Here is an 18,242-nt window from a genome sequence, read left to right on the forward strand (position 1 = left end):
GGGTACTCCTTTTAATTGGCGGCATCGGGCAACATAAAACCCATCGAAGCATCGATAAATAATCTTTCGTCCATCAGTTTCAGTTCCGGAGAAATAACCGGAGGGAAATCCATTTTGTCCAGAATGTCTTCCTGCAAAGAGACTCCTGGCGCAATTTCGACTAAATGAAGGCCATCTTCTTTTAACGTAAATACAGCGCGCTCGGTGATGTAACGGACATCCAGTCCGCGCTCGAGTGCAATTTTTCCGCTGAAAGTGACTTCAGGTAATTCGTTTACGAATTTTTTCACCCGGCCTTCCTGCACGATATTTAATTTGCCATTGGCAACTTCCGTTTTCAGGCTTCCGGCAGTTAAGGTGCCGCAAAATATTATTTTCTTCGAGGTGGCGCTAATATCGATAAAACCGCCGGTCCCCATAATTTTGCCATTGAATTTATGTACGCCGACGTTGCCGTGGCGATCCACTTCGGCGAAGCTTAAATAGCATACATCCAGCCCACCGCCGTGGTAGAAGTCAAACTGGGAGGTCATATCCAGAATCGCGCGGGTGTTGACGTTGGCGCCAAAAGCGATGCCCTGGGAGGTAATTCCGCCAATCGGGCCGGTCTCGACCGTCAGAATAAAGTCGTCAGCGCAGCCTTCTTCGCGAGCAACGAGACCAATACCATCGGCGATACCCACGCCAACGTTGCCGACCGCGCCTTTACGCATTTCGAACAGGGCGCGTCGGGCCACCAGTTTACGCTGATTGAGCGGCAGGGCAGTCTGCTGGCTGTCATCAAGGACAAAATCGCCCGAGATAAAGCGGTTAACCGGCGCACCGCCGTACAATTGAGTTTGATCGGGATCGATGACCACAATATCGACCAGATAGCCCGGAATACGCACGGCTTTTGGGTGCAGTGTGGCTTTCTTCACCATTTTTTGCACCTGCATCATGACGATGCCGCCGTTGTTGTGAACGGCCTGAGCAATCACCAGCGCGTCGAGATACATAACTTCATCTTCAAACGTGGCGTAACCTTCGCTGTCGCAGGTGGTGGCGCGAATAAAGGCGATGTTTGGCGCAATGGCTTTGTAGTAGAGGTACTCTTTGTTATCAATTTCCACCAGCTTGATCAGATCTTCGGTGGTCACTTCATTCAGCTTTCCGCCCTGTTGGCGGGGATCGACAAATGTTCCGATACCGATCTCACTCAGAATACCCGGCTGGTGGGCTGCCGAGGCACGCAGGGTCTGGGTTAATACGCCCTGAGGATAGTTATAGGCGGCAATTTTATTCTGCTCAGCGAGGTCGGAAATTCGTGGTGATTGTCCCCAGTGGCCGCATAATGCCCATTTGACTAAACCTTCTTGTGCTAACGGGCTAATTCCACGGTCAGCACGGTCACCTAATCCCGTTGGGCTAATCAATGATAAGTTTCGGGGGGAGTGTGTGTTTTTATATTTTTCAGCCAGCGCGTTAATTAATGTTGTTGCTTCGAGAATACCGCCGCCTGCGCCTAATACACAGAGCGTTGCCTCATCAGGAATATAATTAATGGCATCCGCTGCGGATAATACGGGGACCCGACCATCAATGCGTTTTGGTCTTGATAATTTCATGTGAACTCCAGATTATATGCGTGCGACTACCTGTCGCTATATTCGACAATAATAATGTGAGTTATTTAATAATGTCCGGCCATCTGCCCGATATTCGTGATTAAGCGAATATCTGGGGCAGGGCATTACTGATATTAATATGGATAAACGGTACTATTACGCCTGATGCAATATGGTCAAAACGGTACGTAGGTCGGTGACCGAAATTTGCCCAGGGGCAGAGGCTTTTTTCACCGCGCCAAAGGTTGCCGCTGAACCGAAAACCTCACCGGACAGACGTGAAATCACCCCTGTTTTAGCCATCGACATAGTAATGATCGGGCGATCGGCATAGCGTTCCTGCATTTCCAGAGTTGCGCCAAGCAGGGTCAATACATCCGTCTTGTTTTGCGGCATCAGGGCGATTTTCGGGATATCAGCGCCAAGCTCCTGCATTTTACGCAGGCGCAGGACAATCTCTTGTGCCGCTGGCGTCTTATGGAAATCATGATTCGACATAATGACGGCGACATTTTTTGCATGTGCATATTCGACGGTGGCTTTAATCAGTTCGTCACCGGTGAAAAGCTCCAGGTCAATCATATCGACCAGACCGCTATCTACCGCCGCACGGTTTAGCGCAATATAGTTTTCGACAGCCAGCGTCTGTTCACCACCTTCTTTGGCACTACGGAAAGTGAACAGCAGCGGTTTGTCAGCCATCACCTCGCGGATGGCGCGTGCAGCTTCCAGTACGGCATCAACGGAGGACACCTCGGTGAAATGGTCAACGCGCCATTCCAGAATGTCGAAATCCGCCTCGCGATAGGCCAGCGCTTCGCTTTTTACCGTTGCGATGTCTTTACCCATCAGTGAGACAATGATCTTCGGCGCACCCTCGCCAATGACGAGGTTTTTTACGGTTACGGTTTTCATCGATTACCCTTTAAATATTTTACAAATGCTTGCCCATCAGGCTGCAAAACCCATAACCTGTTTCACATACTCAAGAGGGAAATCTTTCCCGGTCCAGAGTTTAAACTGTTCAGCCCCTTGCCATAACAACATGCCGTAACCATCAATCGTTTTGCAACCGGCAAGTTGTGCCTGTTGCAATAATTTGGTCATATGCGGGTTGTAGACGCATTCAGTCACCAGCAGATCCGGGCGTAGCAGGGAAACGTCGGTCACCAGAGATTCGTTCTCCAGCGGCTTCATTCCCACTTTCGTACCGTTAGTCAGAATATCCGCGCTGGCCAGTGCGTCCGCAAAAGCCTGTCGATCGTCGAGATCGATAACGGTGACCACGCAATCGGTATTTTCATTAACACGTTTGGCGAATTCCTGCGCTTTGGCAAAGAACTCATCTTGACGGTTAAAGAGTTTGATTTCTTTGATGCCTTCAATCGCCGCCTGGGCGCCAATGGCCGTTGACGCGCCGCCTGCGCCCAACAGTACCATGGTTTTACCCCTGATATCGAAACCGCTTTCCTTGATGGCACGAATATGACCCGTACCATCAGTATTGTAGCCGCGCAGGTAACCATCATCATTGACGATAGTATTAATCGCGCCGACCAGTTTGGCTGCAGGCGTTAATTCATCAACATATTCACATGCCAGTTGCTTGTTGGGCATTGAGACTCCGGTACCGCGCATTTTTAAGGCCTTCAGCCCGGCAATCGCATTAGCAAACGTGGAGTTATCGACTTCAAATGCCATGTAGGTAAAAGGTAATCCCGCTTTTTCTAATGCCTTATTTTGCATTTCAGGCGACAGGCTGTGTCTGATCGGGTAGGCCATCAGACCAATCAGTTCATATTTTGCAGTTACGTCCATTTGATACTCCTTCTAAGCAATTTATTGAAAATAACGTTCGCCCAACCGCACATCATTTTTGGGAATATCAAATACGCGGTAGTAACGAATAAAGACGATGATGGCGGTGATGAAGGCCAGCAAAGCAAATGCGAGGTCCAGCAAAATGATGTACTGCAGGCCAATGTTAGAAAGGTATCCGGTGATTAATGGGATAATAAAGTTAGCTACGCCCCCCATCATCATATAAATACTGGTGACCTTGGCTTTGCTCCTGGGGAAAAACTCTGACATCACCGAAACGCCGAGCTGTAAAATACCGCCTGCGGCAGAAAACCCGATAAGAAATGAACCGGCGTTACACACCAATGGGGATGGATATAAATAGATAACCGCTGCGGTGAGGGTTGCCAGCCCGGCGTTAAACACATTCGCCCAAATGGGTCGAACCATTTTCTTGAGCAGTGCAGCAAAAATAAACACGCAGACCAGCGAACCCATACTGTAGTAAGAGATGGTTTTCAGCGCGTCGGCTTCTGCCATGCCGGCAAATGCCATCGCGTATTTCGGCATCCAGACTACGATGACGTAAAAGGTCGAGAATGCGGCCACCCCAAACATAACGGAGGCTACGCCTTCCAGCCAGACCAGCGGTTTACTGTTCATCTGTGGTAGCTCTTTTGCAATGCCCGCATCCACCATCTGGCTGGGGAAACGGCTTTTGAGCAGCATCAACGTTATGATGACGAACAGTATCCCCGGGATAATGACCGCATAGCCGTACCAGATATGGTTGAGCAGCATGGTGCTGACGACGATGGGGTAGATCATCTGCCCGAATGAGACCATCGCTTTAACCAGGATAACCGCTGACCCAGATGCCTTAGGGAAGCATTCCATCAATGCCGGATAGCCACCTGTATCCAGGGCCGAGTTAGCGACGCCGACACAAACAGCGAGAATAAAGGCAATCATCAGATTCGGGCTGGCGGGAATGCCGAAGAAAAACAGCATGTACAGAATTGCCCCTAACAGAATGATAGCCCGTCTACCAAATTTATCTGAGAGCACACCAAAGAATAAAATACTCACCAGGCGGCCAAGACCAATTCCGGAAATTAAATAGGCTATCCCAGCATTGTCAGTGGAGAATTTTTCTGCGAGAGAGCTCATGTTTTGCGCCAGTGTAATGACGCTAATGCCGTGTAAAAAATAACTTAAATAAATACAGATTATCGCCAAAAGAAATGGCGTATTAAAGGTCTTATTTTGAGACATGTTCACAACTCCTTGCGGATTTTAAAATTGTTCTGTGCTCGTCGATTTTGTTTAAATTGCGGCGACCTTGTGATTAATATACTGGGGTGCTGATATTGTGCCTACATAGCATGGCGTTTAAGTTACCAGGTATGTTGCATGCTCAACTGTGAAACTTAATTCTTTCAACCAACAATTTGCTGAAGTTTTAAAACCGCGACCAATTATTTTGCAGCGAGAGAGAACAATATTGCATCCGCGTTATTTTACGACCGTCGCCATGTTTAGTTGCTGCTTTGTCGCGATACGGCTGCGATAGCCAATAAACAATGCTAACAGGAAGCCTACCGCGGCTATGCCGGTATCAAACCACATGATGTGAGCAATGCTGGTCTGCGAGAGTCTTGCCGTTATCAGTGGGATGGTGAAGGTCGCAATGCTGCCCGCGCTGTAGTAAATCCCGGTAGCTTTGCCCTTCGCATCGGGAAAGCGTGCGGCCATCAGCGTTAAACCGATTTGTACAACGCCTCCGGCTGAAGAGAAACCGATGACAAATGCGAAGACGATCACCATGTAGCTCGACGGATGCAGGCAAACCATCAGCAAGGCGATAAATGAGATAAAGGTGTACAGCATTAACAGAGAGGTTGCGCGCCCCGTCTTTCGTGCCAGTGGCGCGGTGATCAACACACACAGTAGAGAACCGCAGGTGTAAATGCTTAACAGCTTGATCGATAAGGTGTAGGACATCCCGGCGACAAACTGTCCGTACTGTGCCAACCACTGGCTTATCAGATAAAATGTCGCCATGGCGATGTAGCCGTACAGAGTGTAACTGGCGAGATCGAGAAGAGAACAACGATGTTCAGATTGTATGCTTTTCTGTTCAACGGGTAATGCCTTGAGGGGGGCTTGATGCCCAGGATGGGCCGGGAATCGACAGCGAAACAAAAATACGCCATTGATTAGCATTACCGCGGCCGCCACAAGGAAGGACCAGCCAAACCAAAGTTCTGCCCACACCAGCAGACTGATAATCATCGGCAGCAGAAACTGACCGATGGAAACAAACGCTTTAATTAAGATATTAGCCGTGCCGGGAGAGCGGGGAAACGCCTCCATCAGGCTGGGGTAAGTTCCGGCGTCAAGAAAACTGTTTGCCATTCCAGCTAAAAATCCAAAAGCATAGGCAATATAAATGCTGTGAGTATTGATGATGCCTACAAAGAACAGCAGGTAGCAGACCATACCGAAAATAATAAACGGTCTGCGGCCATAGCGATCGGAAAGCATGCCCGCCACCAATAACACGCTTAAACGGCCAATGCCGAGTGAGGAAATAACAATTGAGACCCCTGCGGCATCGGTGTGCCACTGTTGTTCCAGTGAAGACATATTGAGGCTCATCAGAATGACCCCCATGCCGTGTACCAGGTAATTAAAGTACAGCCCTATCGCAGTGGAGAAATAGGTGTTTTTCATAATATGTTACTCAGCGAAGAGGCTAAATGAGTGTGGCGCTGCGGTCTCTTAACACAAACGCTCAAGGTCGTGGGCATACAGTTCAACAGCGGCCGATTGATAGATTTTCCAGTCGAGAAAATCATCGTGCTGATAAACTGCCTGAAAAGAGATCAGATCGGGAAAGAAACGCATGGTGTTATTACCGATACGGTTATTTATTTTTTCGATAATGGCGTTAATTCTTAACTTTCGTCTGGCTTTCATTTCTGCACAAATGCGCGTGATGTCTTCCGGGATTTCCCTTTCGCCATTCTCCCATTGTTGCCAGGCGGCAACATTGTGATCCCGCGAGATATACATAGCGCTTTCTTCTACCGTCATAGCAAAAATATGGCGGATAGCCTGGAGTTCCAATGCGTTCATTATTTGATCACCTCATAAAAGACGGTGGAATAGTAATAACATTGCTGTGGATATTTCGGCTTGAAGAGAGTCACAGTATCTTGTGCAATATTATTTGTTTATCAACGGGGAAGAGGGGAGCTGTGGTGCGGTAAGGCTGGTGGCGAGGCGCGCGAAGGACAAAAAAAAGCCCATCGTGGGAGATGGGCAAAGACTACACACAGCAATTCGTTGTTTCACTCAGGGGATTTCCATGCTTATAAATCAATGTGTTGATCTAAAGCCATGGGCTAATAGTAGGCATACTGATTTTTTACGTCGATCAGATTCATCTCAATAGTTTAAAAACTGTAAATAATTTGCGAAGCAAATGAGTATTTAAAGAAGAATAACGTTGGGTCTTATTCAGTAAGTGGGCGGAATTGATTAGCAATGTTAAACAATCAGGCGGCGGTGCCGCCTGACGTGGGATTACTTATTGCGTTCGATTTCAGCAATTTCTTCGAGGATTTCGTCGGGATCGCTACCTGGCGCAGGGGCTTCGTTTACCCAGGCGGAGAACAGACGCCAGGACACGGCCAGTACCACCGGGCCGATAAACAGACCAATCATGCCGAAGGCAATCAGTCCGCCGATGACCCCTGAGAGAATCAGGATCAGCGGCAAATCGGCCCCCATGCGAATCAGCATCGGGCGAATAACGTTATCCAGCGTTCCGACCACGCCGCTCCACACCAGCAGCACCGTGCCCCAGGTTGAATCGCCCGTCCAGTACAGCCAGATAATGGCCGGGACCAGCACCGGCAATGGCCCCAGTTGCACCAGACAAGACAGGATCATCAATACCGCCAGCAGCGTGGCGTACGGCACGCCGGTTACCGCCAGACCAATGCCACCAAGCACTGCCTGCACCAGCGCGGTGACCACAACGCCTAATGCGACGGCGCGAATGGCTTGTGCTGCCAGCAGAATGGCGGCATCGCCACGTTTGGATGCCAGGCGACAAGCGAAGTGGCGAATACCTAACGCCACCTGTTCACCGCGCCAGTACAGCAGGGCGCTGAACAGCAGCATCAGACCACAGTGCATCATAAAGCGGCCAAGATGTGCAGCCTGGCCAACAAACCAGGTCGTCGTCGTGCCGATATAAGGACGAACCTTGGCCATGATGGCCGCGCCGCCCATATCCAGCAGACTGTGCCAAGCGGCATACAATTTGGCGCCGACCAACGGAATACTGTTCAGCCACGCCAGATCCGGCAGGGTCATATCGCCTGCGGTTACGGCATGGATCAATGGCCCGCTGCCATCAACAATGCTATTGACCAGTAGCGCGATAGGAATGATGAACAACAGCACCAGCAGCAGGGTCATCACCAGCACGGCCAGCGAGCGACGGCCCCAGAGCAATTTTTGTAAGCGTAGCAGGATCGGCCAGGTCGCAATGACCACCGTCCCCGCCCATGCAAAACCGAGGATAAAGGGCTGAACAATCCAAAGACAGGCCACAATCATGACGGCTAAAAACAGCGCCGATAGCAGCACTTGTGCAATATCCTTGGGCTGGCGGAAATTTACCATAAATACTTTTCACCTTTGTCTTTGCGCCAGAACGTTGACGCGACGTGAACACTTAAATGACACCCTGTAATGATGAGCAATTTCAGCGGTTTTTAACAGGCGGATTCTGCCTGTAAATCTGCTGAGCGTATTAGAAAAAAATGTGATACAACAAACAAAGCAACACGCAAACGATTAAATTCACAACACAGACCGCAGGAAAGGGTCACTATAATGATTCCACAAATTTCTCAGGCGCCAGGTGTCGTTCAACTGGTGCTCAATTTTTTGCAGGCACTGGAGCAGCAAGGATTTACGGGCGATACGGCAACGAGCTATGCCGATCGTCTGACAATGTCGACGGATAACAGTATTTATCAGCTGCTTCCTGATGCTGTCGTATTCCCTCGTTCAACCGCAGATGTGGCGCTCATCGCTCGTCTGGCGGCGGAACCTCTTTTCTCTTCGTTGATTTTTACCCCACGCGGCGGCGGCACCGGGACCAACGGTCAGGCGCTGAATCAGGGCATTATTGTTGATATGTCCCGCTATATGAGCCGCATCATTGAAATCAATGTGCAGGAAGGTTGGGTGCGGGTTGAAGCCGGGGTGATAAAAGACCAGCTCAACCAGTTTCTGAAGCCTTACGGCTATTTCTTTGCCCCCGAGTTATCCACCAGTAACCGGGCAACGCTGGGTGGGATGATCAATACCGACGCATCCGGACAAGGCTCGTTGGTTTACGGTAAAACCTCCGATCACGTGCTGGGTATCCGCGCGGTGCTGATGGGCGGCGATATTCTTGATACCCAGCCAATGCCGGTCGCACTTGCCCAAACGCTGGGTAATAGCAACACCACTATTGGCCGCATTTACAAGACGGTTTATGAGCGTTGCCGCGACAACCGACAGCTGATCATTGATAAATTCCCGAAACTTAATCGCTTCCTGACCGGTTACGATCTGCGGCACGTCTTTAACGATGAGATGACCGAATTTGATTTAACCCGCATTCTTACTGGCTCTGAAGGTACGCTGGCGTTTATCACCGAAGCCCGTCTCGATATCACGCCGCTACCCAAAGTCAGACAACTGGTTAACGTTAAGTACGACTCTTTCGACTCGGCCTTGCGTAATGCCCCGGTGATGGTGGAAGCGCGCGCGCTGTCGGTAGAAACCGTCGACTCCAAAGTGCTTAACCTGGCACGGGAAGATATTGTCTGGCACTCGGTAAGTGAATTGATTACCGATGTGGCGGATAAAGAGATGCTGGGTCTGAATATTGTGGAGTTTGCCGGTGACGATGAAGCATTGATTGATTCGCAAGTCAGCGCACTGTGCGAACGGCTGGATGGCTTAATCGCGCGTCAGGAAGCGGGCGTTATAGGCTGGCAGCTATGTACCGAGCTGGCAGGCGTCGAGCGCATTTACGCGATGCGTAAAAAAGCTGTCGGTCTGCTGGGAAATGCGAAAGGGGCCGCGAAGCCGATTCCGTTTGCTGAAGATACCTGCGTTCCGCCGGAACATCTGGCTGACTATATTGCCGAGTTCCGCGCACTGCTCGATAGCCACGGCCTGAGTTACGGCATGTTTGGTCACGTGGATGCAGGTGTGCTGCACGTCAGACCTGCGCTGGATATGTGCGACCCGCAGCAGGAAGTGCTGATGAAACGCATTTCTGACGATGTTGTCGCGCTGACGGCAAAATATGGCGGTCTGCTGTGGGGCGAGCACGGGAAAGGTTTTCGTGCAGAATATAGCCCGGCGTTCTTCGGTGAGGAACTGTATCGTGAACTGCGTAAAGTGAAATCGGTGTTTGATCCGCAAAACCGGCTCAATCCGGGCAAAATCTGTCCACCGGAAGATGTTGATGCGCCGATGATGAAAGTGGACGCGGTGAAGCGCGGAACGTATGACCGTCAGATCCCGCTGGCCGTACGCCAGGAGTGGCGTGGGGCGATGGAGTGTAACGGCAACGGGTTATGCTTTAACTTTGATGCGAAAAGCCCGATGTGTCCGTCGATGAAAATCAGCCTCAACCGCATCCATTCACCGAAAGGGCGAGCTACGCTGGTGCGTGAATGGCTGCGTCTGTTGGCAGATCGCGGGATTGACCCGCTACAGCTGGAAAAAGAGCTACCGGAAAAACGTGCCAGTTTACGTACGCTGATTGCCCGTACCCGCAACAGCTGGCATGCGCGCAAAGGTGAATACGATTTCTCGCACGAAGTGAAAGAGGCAATGTCGGGTTGTCTGGCGTGTAAAGCCTGCTCCACACAGTGCCCGATTAAAATCGATGTGCCGGAGTTCCGCTCACGCTTCCTGCAGTTGTATCACACGCGTTATCTGCGGCCGTTGCGCGATCACATGGTGGCGACCGTTGAGAGTTATGCGCCGTTAATGGCGCGGGCGCCCAACGCGTTTAACTTCTTCATCAACCAGCCGCTGGTGCGTAATCTGGCTAAAAAGCACATCGGCATGGTCGACTTACCGCTGCTGTCTGCGCCGTCGCTTCAACGTCAGTTGGTTGGCCATCGTTCCGCCAATATGACGCTGGAACAGCTCGAATTACTCAGCCTTGAGCAAAAAGCCCGTACGGTGCTGGTAGTGCAGGATCCGTTCACCAGCTATTACGATGCACAGGTGGTGGCTGATTTTATACGTCTGGTTGAAAAGCTGGGTTTGCAGCCGGTACTGCTGCCGTTCTCGCCAAACGGCAAGGCCCAGCATATTAAGGGCTTTTTAAACCGTTTTGCTAAAACCGCAAAGAAAACATCTGAGTTTCTCAATCGGGTGGCGAAGCTGAATATTCCGATGGTGGGTGTCGATCCGGCGCTGGTGCTTTGCTATCGCGATGAATACAAACTGGCGCTCGGGGAACATCGGGGCGATTTCCATGTGTTACTCGCCAACGAATGGTTATCGACAGTTGTGGAGTCACAGCCGCCAGTCGCTGTGGGCGGTGAACCGTGGTACTTCTTTGGACACTGTACCGAAGTGACGGCCCTGCCGGGCGCGCCTGCTCAGTGGGCGGCTATTTTTGCCCGCTTTGGCGCGAAGCTGGAGAACATCAGCGTAGGGTGCTGTGGTATGGCGGGCACCTATGGCCACGAAGTGAAGAATCATCAGAACTCACTGGGGATCTATGAGCTATCATGGCACCAGGCAATGCAACGATTGCCGCGTAACCGTTGTCTGGCTACCGGATACTCCTGTCGCAGTCAGGTTAAACGCGTTGAAGGCACGGGCGTTCGCCATCCATTACAGGCACTGCTGGAGATTATAGGATGATCTGGAAACGTGAAGTCACACTCGAAGCGCTCAACGCCATGGGTGAAGGAAATATGGTTGGGCTGCTTGATATTCGTTTTGTGCACATTGGCGATGACACGCTGGAAGCCACAATGCCGGTAGACCACCGTACTAAACAACCATTTGGTTTGCTGCACGGCGGCGCGTCCGTGGTGCTGGCTGAGAGCATTGGTTCGGTGGCTGGCTACCTGTGTACTCAGGGTGAGCAGAAAGTGGTGGGCCTGGAGGTCAACGCCAACCATATTCGCTCGGCGCGGGAAGGGCGCGTCAGAGGGGTATGTCGCGCGGTGCATACCGGCTCCCGTCATCAGGTATGGCAAATCGAAATCTTCGATGAGCAGGGACGATTGTGCTGCACGTCGCGTCTGACAACAGCAATTTTGTGATGCATATTGCTTTTGGTCATTATCTGCACAGGGAATGGTGTTATACTGTGCAGGTTTTGAACACAAGCGAGGATGATATGTCTACCCAATTAGACCCGGCCCAACTGGCAATAGAGTTTTTACGTCGTGATAAAACCGATCTTTCACCAGCTCAGTACCTGAAAAGACTGAAACAGTTAGAGCTGGAGTTCGCGGATTTATTGACGCTTTCTTCGACTGAACTTAAAGAAGAGATCTATTTTGCCTGGCGCATGGGCGTTCATTGATTCCGGTATGCTTATCGTAATGAAACCCCGACACGCGTTCGGGGTTATTTTTTGCGTTAAATCTCAATCACCACTTCATCTCACCAGTATTAACCTTCGCACTTAGCTCCAGAGAACTTGCGTCTGCAAGACCTGGCCATGCCGCGGTGATGGTTTTAATCACATAATCCGAACCTTTCTTCGCCCCTAACGCCTGCTCAAACGATTGCAGATAGTCCTGTGTGAAGCGAATCGCTTTATCGCCCGCAGGGCGTTCGCCGATGTAATGCCCCGGGACCACCTGGGTGGGTTGTAACTTCTGCATTTCGCTCAGTACGCTACGCCACGCGCTACGCTGTTCTGCAGATTGCGTATCCGCCGTCCAGACGTGTATACCAGACGCCACGCCGGTACCGCCAATAATGGCACGGTTTGCCGGGATCCAGACATAGGCTGCATAATCATTAGGGTGGCGCAGTTCCAGCGTTTCACCATCAACCGTGAAATGCGTTTGCGTTGTCGCTTGCGGAACAGTGAGCGATGTTGGCGCGCCATCCTTCATTTGCGGACCCCAGAATTGCAGTTTGGCCTCTTTGGTGGCACGGATATGCTCTACTACGTGCGGTGTTGCCAGGACTTTTACCTGTGGGAAGGCTTTGACGATAGGCTGCAGTCCGAAATAGAAATCCGGATCGCCGGAGGTGATCACGATGGCCTTCAGCGTTTTACCGCTGGCGCGAATCATCTGCACCAGCTGTTCACCATCTTTAGTACTGAACTGTGCGTCAAACAATATTGCTTCTTTCGGTCCTGAAACCAGCGTTGAAGAGACCGGGAAAATAGCCTTGTCCTGTGGATTGTAGACGTCCAGCTGTAGCGTCGCGGCAAAGGCTGAAGAGGCGAACAGAGGTAACAGCAGGGCCAGCGTTTTAACTTTCATGCCAGGTATCCTTGTGCAGGGAATTGTCTTTTGATAGTTCCTGTATTTTAAGGAAATTCGGATCTGTTAGAATTCCCTTATTAGGACATGCTGAGTTTCATAAAACGATCGGATGGGATGCAATGGACAGAGTGATGGCGGCAACGGTATTCAACCATATCTGTGATTTGGGCAGTCTGAGCGCCGCCGCGCGTGCGCTGGGGCTTTCCCGTCCGATGGTCAGTCGTTACCTCGACGAGATGGAAAAATGGGCGGGTGCAAGGCTTATCCATCGCTCGTCGCGCCGTCTGACGATCACGCCAGCGGGTGAAGAGGCATTAGTGAAAACGCGTTCTCTGGCGCAGCTTTCGCTGGATATTGGTGCCGCCAGCGCCGCGCAAACTCCCTCTGGCACGCTACGTGTGGCCTGTGCGCATTTTACAGCTATGCATATTTTAGCGCCGGTACTGCCCGCGTTTCTGACGAAGTATCCACAACTGCGTATCGAGGTGGAGATCAATAATCAACCGGTAAGCCTCGTTGGAGAACGCATTGATGTGGCGATCCGTATAACGGAAAACCCTGAACCTGGAACTATCGCCCGTCGCCTTGGCGACTGTAAATCGGTACTGTGCGCGTCTGTAGAGTACCTGCATCAACATGGCACTCCTGAGACTATCGACGACCTTACGCAGCATAATTGTCTCTACTACAGCGGGTTTGCCGGAAAATCCTGGCACTTTCTGGATGCCCAGGGGCGGGCTGCCGCTGTTGCGATTAAAGGCAATTTGAGCGCCGGGATCTCTTCGTTGCTCTGTGAGTCGGCGTTGGCGGGAACGGGCATTGCGCTGGTGCCGGAACTGGAGGCGCGGGAAGGGCTGGCACAGGGAAAGCTGGTTAGACTCTTGCCCGAGCTTCAACCAAAAAGCCTGCCAATTTATGGTTTATATCTTTCGCGGGAGCATCAGCCTGCAGGGCTGCGCCTGTTGCTGGACGCGCTCAGTGAAAAACAGCGCCTAATAATTGATTGAATACGCTTATAAAATAGTCAAATCGCAATTTGTGTTAAACAAAACATATCCGGAAGTGAGATTATTCTTATCGCCCCTTCAAGAGCTAAGCCATCGTGAGTGCCGGAGATAAGCGCCGGATGGGGCCGGAACCCTTAAGCCTGCCAGCAAGCAGCCTTAAGGGTTTTTTGTTGTTTGTTCATAATTTGAATTTTTTCCCTCCCGTCATTCCTACGTCTCTCTAAATAGATATTAATTCTGTAAAATGAGTATATATCTAAATCTAAAGAATTTTTTTTACCAGCCTTGCGATTGAGGACAGTGCTGTAGGCAACTGGCTATCAACGACGCATACTGACTAGATGACCTTGTTGCCAGCCAATTGGGTTGTGGAATGTGAACTCGCCTAAATTGGCAGTGGGGTAGGTTCGATACTGAAAACAGTGGGACTGAAGTCCCACTGTTCAGCATTTTCATTTAATTTTTGCATCTTTCCATTATCATCGACATGAACAATATAAAAATTCCGTTCAATAATAATGCGCCCATAAAGATAATGGTCATGTGTGTATTGTCCCAGACGCTGGGGTCCATCTCTTTCACATCGGGATAGATTAAATCAAATAATTTATTTTCAGGTAAATATTTGAAAATAAATAGAAAAAAACAAACCCAAGATATTGCAAATAAATACCATGTGATGACTTTTTTAATATGTTTCATTAATACACCTGAATAGTGCCGTATGCACGAAGACTGGGGGTAACCAGCATTTGTGGAGTGCTTAAAAGTGCTTCCCGGAGTATGTTGTAATGAGCTCTGCTGGGAAGAGTTATGCAGCCATTACTGACGCCAGTATACCCCGCAGGGTGCAATCTGAAATACCCACGGCTGACCTTGTTATAGAACGTAACGTCATCTAATTTTTCATCCTCTCTGAATAATCCGAACCAGATATCGCGGTCTGAACCGCTAATCTCTGACGCAGTATAATCTTTAATTGCGCTGAAAATCCCGCCTTTCGGACGCGAAACAATATAGTATTTACCGGGAGGAAGCGGCCCGATATCCTTAATTGCTATCGATTCAGGGTTGTTTCTATGCTCCCCACTGTTACCTGAATATGCAGGGAAGAAGCCAACTCCGGGGCAGCTAAGACTTGATAGCTGCCCACCGTTTAAATGAAATGTGCAACGAATCACCGTTCACTCCAGGAATCAGAAAATATTATATTCCCGTCGCAGTGTTTCCAGGTTATTCGTTCATATCTAAGAGCAATACTTTCAAGGTGATTGTGTTTTTCAGTGGCTGCGTTTTTCACGTCATGCATTAGAGGACAAATTGAAACCACCTTCACTGTTTCGAGTAGCATATTGAAGTATTCAACTTCCTGTCCTGCATCATTGATTTTGTACCATTTAAATTCGGCTTCTTTAAGGGTTTGTCCAGTGGCTACTGCTTTGTAAAAATATGGACTGGAGCTATCAAACTCCTTTTCAAATATAAGAGCGGTGTGTACTCGTGTTCCTGTTATTTTCCCTGTGTTGTTGTCGGTAGGGAGGTGCAGGCCATGACTAAACCCTAAGATCTCAATGCTCCCCACACGGTCGCGAACATCTACAGAACCCTTGATGTCTGCTCCTCCATCATCTTTTAACCACAAATACGCAGGTATAGCCATTTAAAACTCCATTTCACATACGCAAGGTAACTGTAATAAACGACATGACGCATGAATACGCAAGGCAATAAATGTCATACATTTTTATTATGTTTTATTTATATTTATGAGAGAAATAAAAAGCTTAGAATTAAAAATGAATAGTAATGGTGCACATATAAGAATAGTGAGATTTTGAAGCGAAATATATTGCTTAATTCTGATATTGAGAAAGTCTTTGTAATGCTATCAAGCAGGATCTTAAAAGTAGACGCGCAAACCGTACCGTCGATTTTGTTCGGAAGGCGTTGTGGTGTTTTGGATAAATCACGCGCAGAGGGCGCATGAAAAAGGGTGAAGTTTGGGGGGCAAAAACGCACTGGGGCGCAATTTAGAGGATTAACTAGTCCGTTTTTGGCTATAACAAGAAGAGATTAAGTTAATAATTATACAATAGTCGTATGATTTCATTAAATTTTTAAAACTTATCACTTAAATAGACATTATCTATACATCTTTTAGTTTTTGACCTGTCTGTACGATTCAATTGTTAAAACCCATTATTAATCAATACATTGAACAAAAAAATCCATCCCTGTTAACCCACGCAGCAGGGTCTATGCTTAGTAAAAGGGGGCAAAAAGGGCGATTAACCCGAATGCCCCTGCTGTTGAGGGGTTGAAGTGATAATCATTATCACTAACATGTTGTTATAGCTTGAAAGCTAGTGACTCGAGGTAACCCTATGGAATTGCATTCAGGAACATTTAACCCGGACGATTTTGCCTGGCGTGGTCTGACGTTAACGCCAGCGGCTGCGGCGCACATCCGCGAGCTGGTGGCAAAGCAACCCGACATGTTAGGCGTGCGTTTAGGCGTGAAGCAAACGGGATGCGCGGGATTTGGCTACGTGCTGGACACCGTTCGCCAGGCGGAAAAAGACGATCTGCTGTTTGAAACGGAGGGGGCCAGACTTTATGTACCGTTACAGGCGATGCCGTTTATCGACGGCACAGAAGTTGATTTCGTGCGCGAAGGATTAAATCAGCTATTTAAATTTCATAACCCGAAAGCCCAGAACGAATGCGGCTGTGGCGAAAGTTTTGGGGTATAGGCGGTACTATGTCTCGTAATACTGAAGCAACTGACGATGTCAACACCTGGGCTGGCGGGCACCTTAATTACAAAGAGGGCTTCTTCACCCATCTACAAACCGATGAGCTGGCGAAAGGGATCAACGAAGATGTCGTGCGCGCGATTTCGGCAAAACGTAATGAACCCGACTGGATGCTGGAATTTCGCCTGAATGCCTTTAAAGCGTGGCTAACCATGGAAGAGCCGCACTGGCTAAAAGCGCATTACGATAAGCTGAACTACCAGGAGTACAGTTATTACTCCGCGCCGTCCTGCGGTAATTGCGATGAAACCTGCGCGTCTGAGCCGGGCGCGGTGCAGCAAACGGGGGCAAATGCGTTTTTAAGTAAAGAAGTTGAGGACGCATTCGAGCAGCTTGGCGTGCCGGTCCGCGAAGGCAAAGAGGTGGCGGTTGATGCCATTTTTGACTCGGTGTCGGTGGCGACAACTTATCGCGATAAACTGGCGGAACAGGGCATTATTTTCTGTTCGTTTGGTGAGGCGATTCACGATCACCCTGAGCTGGTAAAACAATATCTGGGTACGGTTGTCCCGGGTAATGACAATTTCTTTGCGGCGCTAAATGCGGCGGTGGCCTCCGACGGCACGTTTATTTATGTCCCGAAAGGTGTGCGTTGCCCAATGGAACTGTCGACCTATTTCCGTATAAATGCGGAAAAAACCGGTCAGTTTGAACGCACCATTCTGGTTGCGGATGAGGGCAGTTACGTCAGCTATATCGAAGGCTGTTCAGCCCCGGTACGCGATAGCTACCAACTGCATGCCGCGGTGGTAGAAGTCATCATCCACAAAGATGCCGAAGTGAAATACTCGACGGTACAAAACTGGTTCCCTGGTGATGGTAACACCGGCGGCATTTTGAACTTCGTCACCAAGCGCGCTCTGTGCGAAGGCGAAAACAGCAAAATGTCGTGGACGCAGTCGGAAACCGGCTCGGCCATTACCTGGAAATACCCAAGCTGTATTCTGCGCGGCGACAACTCTATCGGCGAATTCTACTCCGTCGCGCTGACCAGTGGTTATCAGCAGGCCGATACCGGCACCAAGATGATCCACATCGGCAAGAACACCAAATCGACCATTATCTCGAAAGGGATCTCTGCGGGACACAGTCAAAACAGCTATCGCGGCTTAGTGAAGATCATGCCGACCGCAACCAACGCCCGCAACTATACCCAATGCGACTCGATGCTGATTGGCGCGGATTGTGGAGCGCACACCTTCCCGTATGTGGAGTGTCGTAACAATAGCGCCCAGCTTGAGCATGAAGCCACGACCTCGCGCATTGGTGAAGACCAGCTGTTTTACTGTTTGCAGCGCGGCATCAGCGAAGAGGATGCCATTTCGATGATCGTCAATGGTTTCTGTAAAGACGTGTTCTCTGAACTGCCGCTGGAATTTGCCGTTGAAGCGCAAAAACTTCTCGCCATAAGTCTTGAACACAGCGTCGGTTAAAATTTAAGGAAAG

The 18,242-nt window shown here is 49.7% G+C and carries 16 protein-coding genes and 1 other RNA gene; 6 read left to right on the forward strand and 11 right to left on the reverse strand.

The annotated features are described in order from the left end of the window. Nucleotides 1-11: 11 nt before the first annotated feature. The 8 genes from GPJ68_RS10930 to ydiK form a co-directional block, all read right to left on the reverse strand. Entirely contained in the window at nt 12-1,607 is a 1,596-nt protein-coding gene (locus GPJ68_RS10930) for an acyl CoA:acetate/3-ketoacid CoA transferase (RefSeq protein WP_180837344.1), read from the reverse strand. Between the two features lie 156 nt (nt 1,608-1,763). Further along, on the reverse strand, nt 1,764-2,522 hold the full coding sequence (gene aroD, locus GPJ68_RS10935; RefSeq protein WP_016156357.1) for a type I 3-dehydroquinate dehydratase: 759 nt from the start codon (nt 2,520-2,522) through the stop codon (nt 1,764-1,766). A gap of 36 nt (nt 2,523-2,558) precedes the next feature. Then, complete coding sequence (gene ydiB, locus GPJ68_RS10940; RefSeq protein ID WP_016156358.1) at nt 2,559-3,425, reverse strand: quinate/shikimate dehydrogenase; 867 nt, start codon at nt 3,423-3,425, stop codon at nt 2,559-2,561. Nucleotides 3,426-3,446: 21 nt separating this feature from the next. After that, nucleotides 3,447-4,682, reverse strand: a complete 1,236-nt coding sequence (locus GPJ68_RS10945) for an MFS transporter (RefSeq protein ID WP_104651778.1) — start codon at nt 4,680-4,682, stop codon at nt 3,447-3,449. A 240-nt stretch (nt 4,683-4,922) separates the two neighbouring features. Next, nucleotides 4,923-6,143, reverse strand: coding sequence for an MFS transporter (locus tag GPJ68_RS10950; protein WP_180837346.1), 1,221 nt, complete (start codon nt 6,141-6,143; stop codon nt 4,923-4,925). A 48-nt stretch (nt 6,144-6,191) separates the two neighbouring features. Beyond that, nucleotides 6,192-6,548: a YdiL family protein gene (locus GPJ68_RS10955; protein WP_016156361.1), complete on the reverse strand. Its 357-nt coding sequence runs from the start codon at nt 6,546-6,548 to the stop codon at nt 6,192-6,194. A gap of 158 nt (nt 6,549-6,706) precedes the next feature. Continuing rightward, an RNA gene (gene rprA, locus GPJ68_RS10960) (antisense sRNA RprA) lies at nt 6,707-6,814 on the reverse strand. A gap of 184 nt (nt 6,815-6,998) precedes the next feature. After that, nucleotides 6,999-8,108 carry an AI-2E family transporter YdiK gene (ydiK, locus tag GPJ68_RS10965; protein WP_016156362.1) on the reverse strand — a complete coding sequence of 370 codons (1,110 nt, stop codon included), beginning with the start codon at nt 8,106-8,108 and terminating at the stop codon, nt 6,999-7,001. Nucleotides 8,109-8,321: 213 nt separating this feature from the next. On the opposite strand from ydiK, the gene GPJ68_RS10970 reads away from it, so the two are divergent. The 3 genes from GPJ68_RS10970 to GPJ68_RS10980 all read left to right on the forward strand — a co-directional run bounded on the left by GPJ68_RS10970 (nt 8,322) and on the right by GPJ68_RS10980 (nt 12,051). Beyond that, on the forward strand, nt 8,322-11,378 hold the full coding sequence (locus tag GPJ68_RS10970; RefSeq protein ID WP_104651777.1) for an FAD-binding and (Fe-S)-binding domain-containing protein: 3,057 nt from the start codon (nt 8,322-8,324) through the stop codon (nt 11,376-11,378). Next, a complete protein-coding gene (menI, locus tag GPJ68_RS10975) occupies nt 11,375-11,785 on the forward strand; it encodes a 1,4-dihydroxy-2-naphthoyl-CoA hydrolase (RefSeq protein WP_016152900.1) in 411 nt (136 codons plus the stop codon). Before GPJ68_RS10970 ends, menI begins: the two co-directional genes overlap by 4 nt. Before the next feature lie 77 nt (nt 11,786-11,862). Further along, complete coding sequence (locus GPJ68_RS10980) at nt 11,863-12,051, forward strand: YdiH family protein (protein WP_029139522.1); 189 nt, start codon at nt 11,863-11,865, stop codon at nt 12,049-12,051. Between the two features lie 67 nt (nt 12,052-12,118). On the opposite strand, the gene GPJ68_RS10985 is transcribed toward GPJ68_RS10980, so the two are convergent. Beyond that, nucleotides 12,119-12,970 carry a Vmh family MBL fold metallo-hydrolase gene (locus GPJ68_RS10985; RefSeq protein WP_016156364.1) on the reverse strand — a complete coding sequence of 284 codons (852 nt, stop codon included), beginning with the start codon at nt 12,968-12,970 and terminating at the stop codon, nt 12,119-12,121. 122 nt (nt 12,971-13,092) lie between these two features. Here GPJ68_RS10985 and GPJ68_RS10990 point away from each other — a divergent pair, with 122 nt between their 5' ends. Continuing rightward, nucleotides 13,093-13,980: a LysR family transcriptional regulator gene (locus GPJ68_RS10990; protein WP_016156365.1), complete on the forward strand. Its 888-nt coding sequence runs from the start codon at nt 13,093-13,095 to the stop codon at nt 13,978-13,980. Between the two features lie 701 nt (nt 13,981-14,681). On the opposite strand, the gene GPJ68_RS10995 is transcribed toward GPJ68_RS10990, so the two are convergent. Both GPJ68_RS10995 and GPJ68_RS11000 read right to left on the reverse strand, forming a co-directional pair. Next, nucleotides 14,682-15,161 (reverse strand): DUF2778 domain-containing protein, encoded by a 480-nt coding sequence (locus GPJ68_RS10995; protein WP_016156367.1) that lies wholly within the window; start codon nt 15,159-15,161, stop codon nt 14,682-14,684. Continuing rightward, entirely contained in the window at nt 15,158-15,640 is a 483-nt protein-coding gene (locus GPJ68_RS11000) for an Hcp family type VI secretion system effector (protein ID WP_016156368.1), read from the reverse strand. The genes GPJ68_RS10995 and GPJ68_RS11000 overlap by 4 nt, the downstream gene beginning before the upstream one ends. 724 nt (nt 15,641-16,364) lie before the next feature. On the opposite strand from GPJ68_RS11000, the gene sufA reads away from it, so the two are divergent. Continuing rightward, entirely contained in the window at nt 16,365-16,733 is a 369-nt protein-coding gene (gene sufA / locus GPJ68_RS11005; protein ID WP_016152905.1) for a Fe-S cluster assembly scaffold SufA, read from the forward strand. 8 nt (nt 16,734-16,741) lie between these two features. Further along, nucleotides 16,742-18,229 carry a Fe-S cluster assembly protein SufB gene (gene sufB / locus GPJ68_RS11010; protein WP_016152906.1) on the forward strand — a complete coding sequence of 496 codons (1,488 nt, stop codon included), beginning with the start codon at nt 16,742-16,744 and terminating at the stop codon, nt 18,227-18,229. The last annotated feature ends 13 nt before the right edge of the window (nt 18,230-18,242 follow it).

The sequence above is a fragment of the Citrobacter sp. 172116965 genome (assembly GCF_013458095.1).
Classification (GTDB): Bacteria; Pseudomonadota; Gammaproteobacteria; order Enterobacterales; family Enterobacteriaceae; genus Citrobacter; species Citrobacter braakii.

Coding starts and splice junctions, on each gene's coding strand:
- GPJ68_RS10945 (WP_104651778.1), bottom strand. CDS start 4,682: ATGTCTCAAAATAAGACCTTTAATACGCCATTTCTTTTGGCGATAATC.
- sufA (WP_016152905.1), top strand. CDS start 16,365: ATGGAATTGCATTCAGGAACATTTAACCCGGACGATTTTGCCTGGCGT.
- GPJ68_RS11000 (WP_016156368.1), bottom strand. CDS start 15,640: ATGGCTATACCTGCGTATTTGTGGTTAAAAGATGATGGAGGAGCAGAC.
- GPJ68_RS10955 (WP_016156361.1), bottom strand. CDS start 6,548: ATGAACGCATTGGAACTCCAGGCTATCCGCCATATTTTTGCTATGACG.
- ydiB (WP_016156358.1), bottom strand. CDS start 3,425: ATGGACGTAACTGCAAAATATGAACTGATTGGTCTGATGGCCTACCCG.
- GPJ68_RS10950 (WP_180837346.1), bottom strand. CDS start 6,143: ATGAAAAACACCTATTTCTCCACTGCGATAGGGCTGTACTTTAATTAC.
- GPJ68_RS10990 (WP_016156365.1), top strand. CDS start 13,093: ATGGACAGAGTGATGGCGGCAACGGTATTCAACCATATCTGTGATTTG.
- GPJ68_RS10970 (WP_104651777.1), top strand. CDS start 8,322: ATGATTCCACAAATTTCTCAGGCGCCAGGTGTCGTTCAACTGGTGCTC.
- GPJ68_RS10985 (WP_016156364.1), bottom strand. CDS start 12,970: ATGAAAGTTAAAACGCTGGCCCTGCTGTTACCTCTGTTCGCCTCTTCA.
- menI (WP_016152900.1), top strand. CDS start 11,375: ATGATCTGGAAACGTGAAGTCACACTCGAAGCGCTCAACGCCATGGGT.
- ydiK (WP_016156362.1), bottom strand. CDS start 8,108: ATGGTAAATTTCCGCCAGCCCAAGGATATTGCACAAGTGCTGCTATCG.
- sufB (WP_016152906.1), top strand. CDS start 16,742: ATGTCTCGTAATACTGAAGCAACTGACGATGTCAACACCTGGGCTGGC.
- aroD (WP_016156357.1), bottom strand. CDS start 2,522: ATGAAAACCGTAACCGTAAAAAACCTCGTCATTGGCGAGGGTGCGCCG.
- GPJ68_RS10980 (WP_029139522.1), top strand. CDS start 11,863: ATGTCTACCCAATTAGACCCGGCCCAACTGGCAATAGAGTTTTTACGT.
- GPJ68_RS10930 (WP_180837344.1), bottom strand. CDS start 1,607: ATGAAATTATCAAGACCAAAACGCATTGATGGTCGGGTCCCCGTATTA.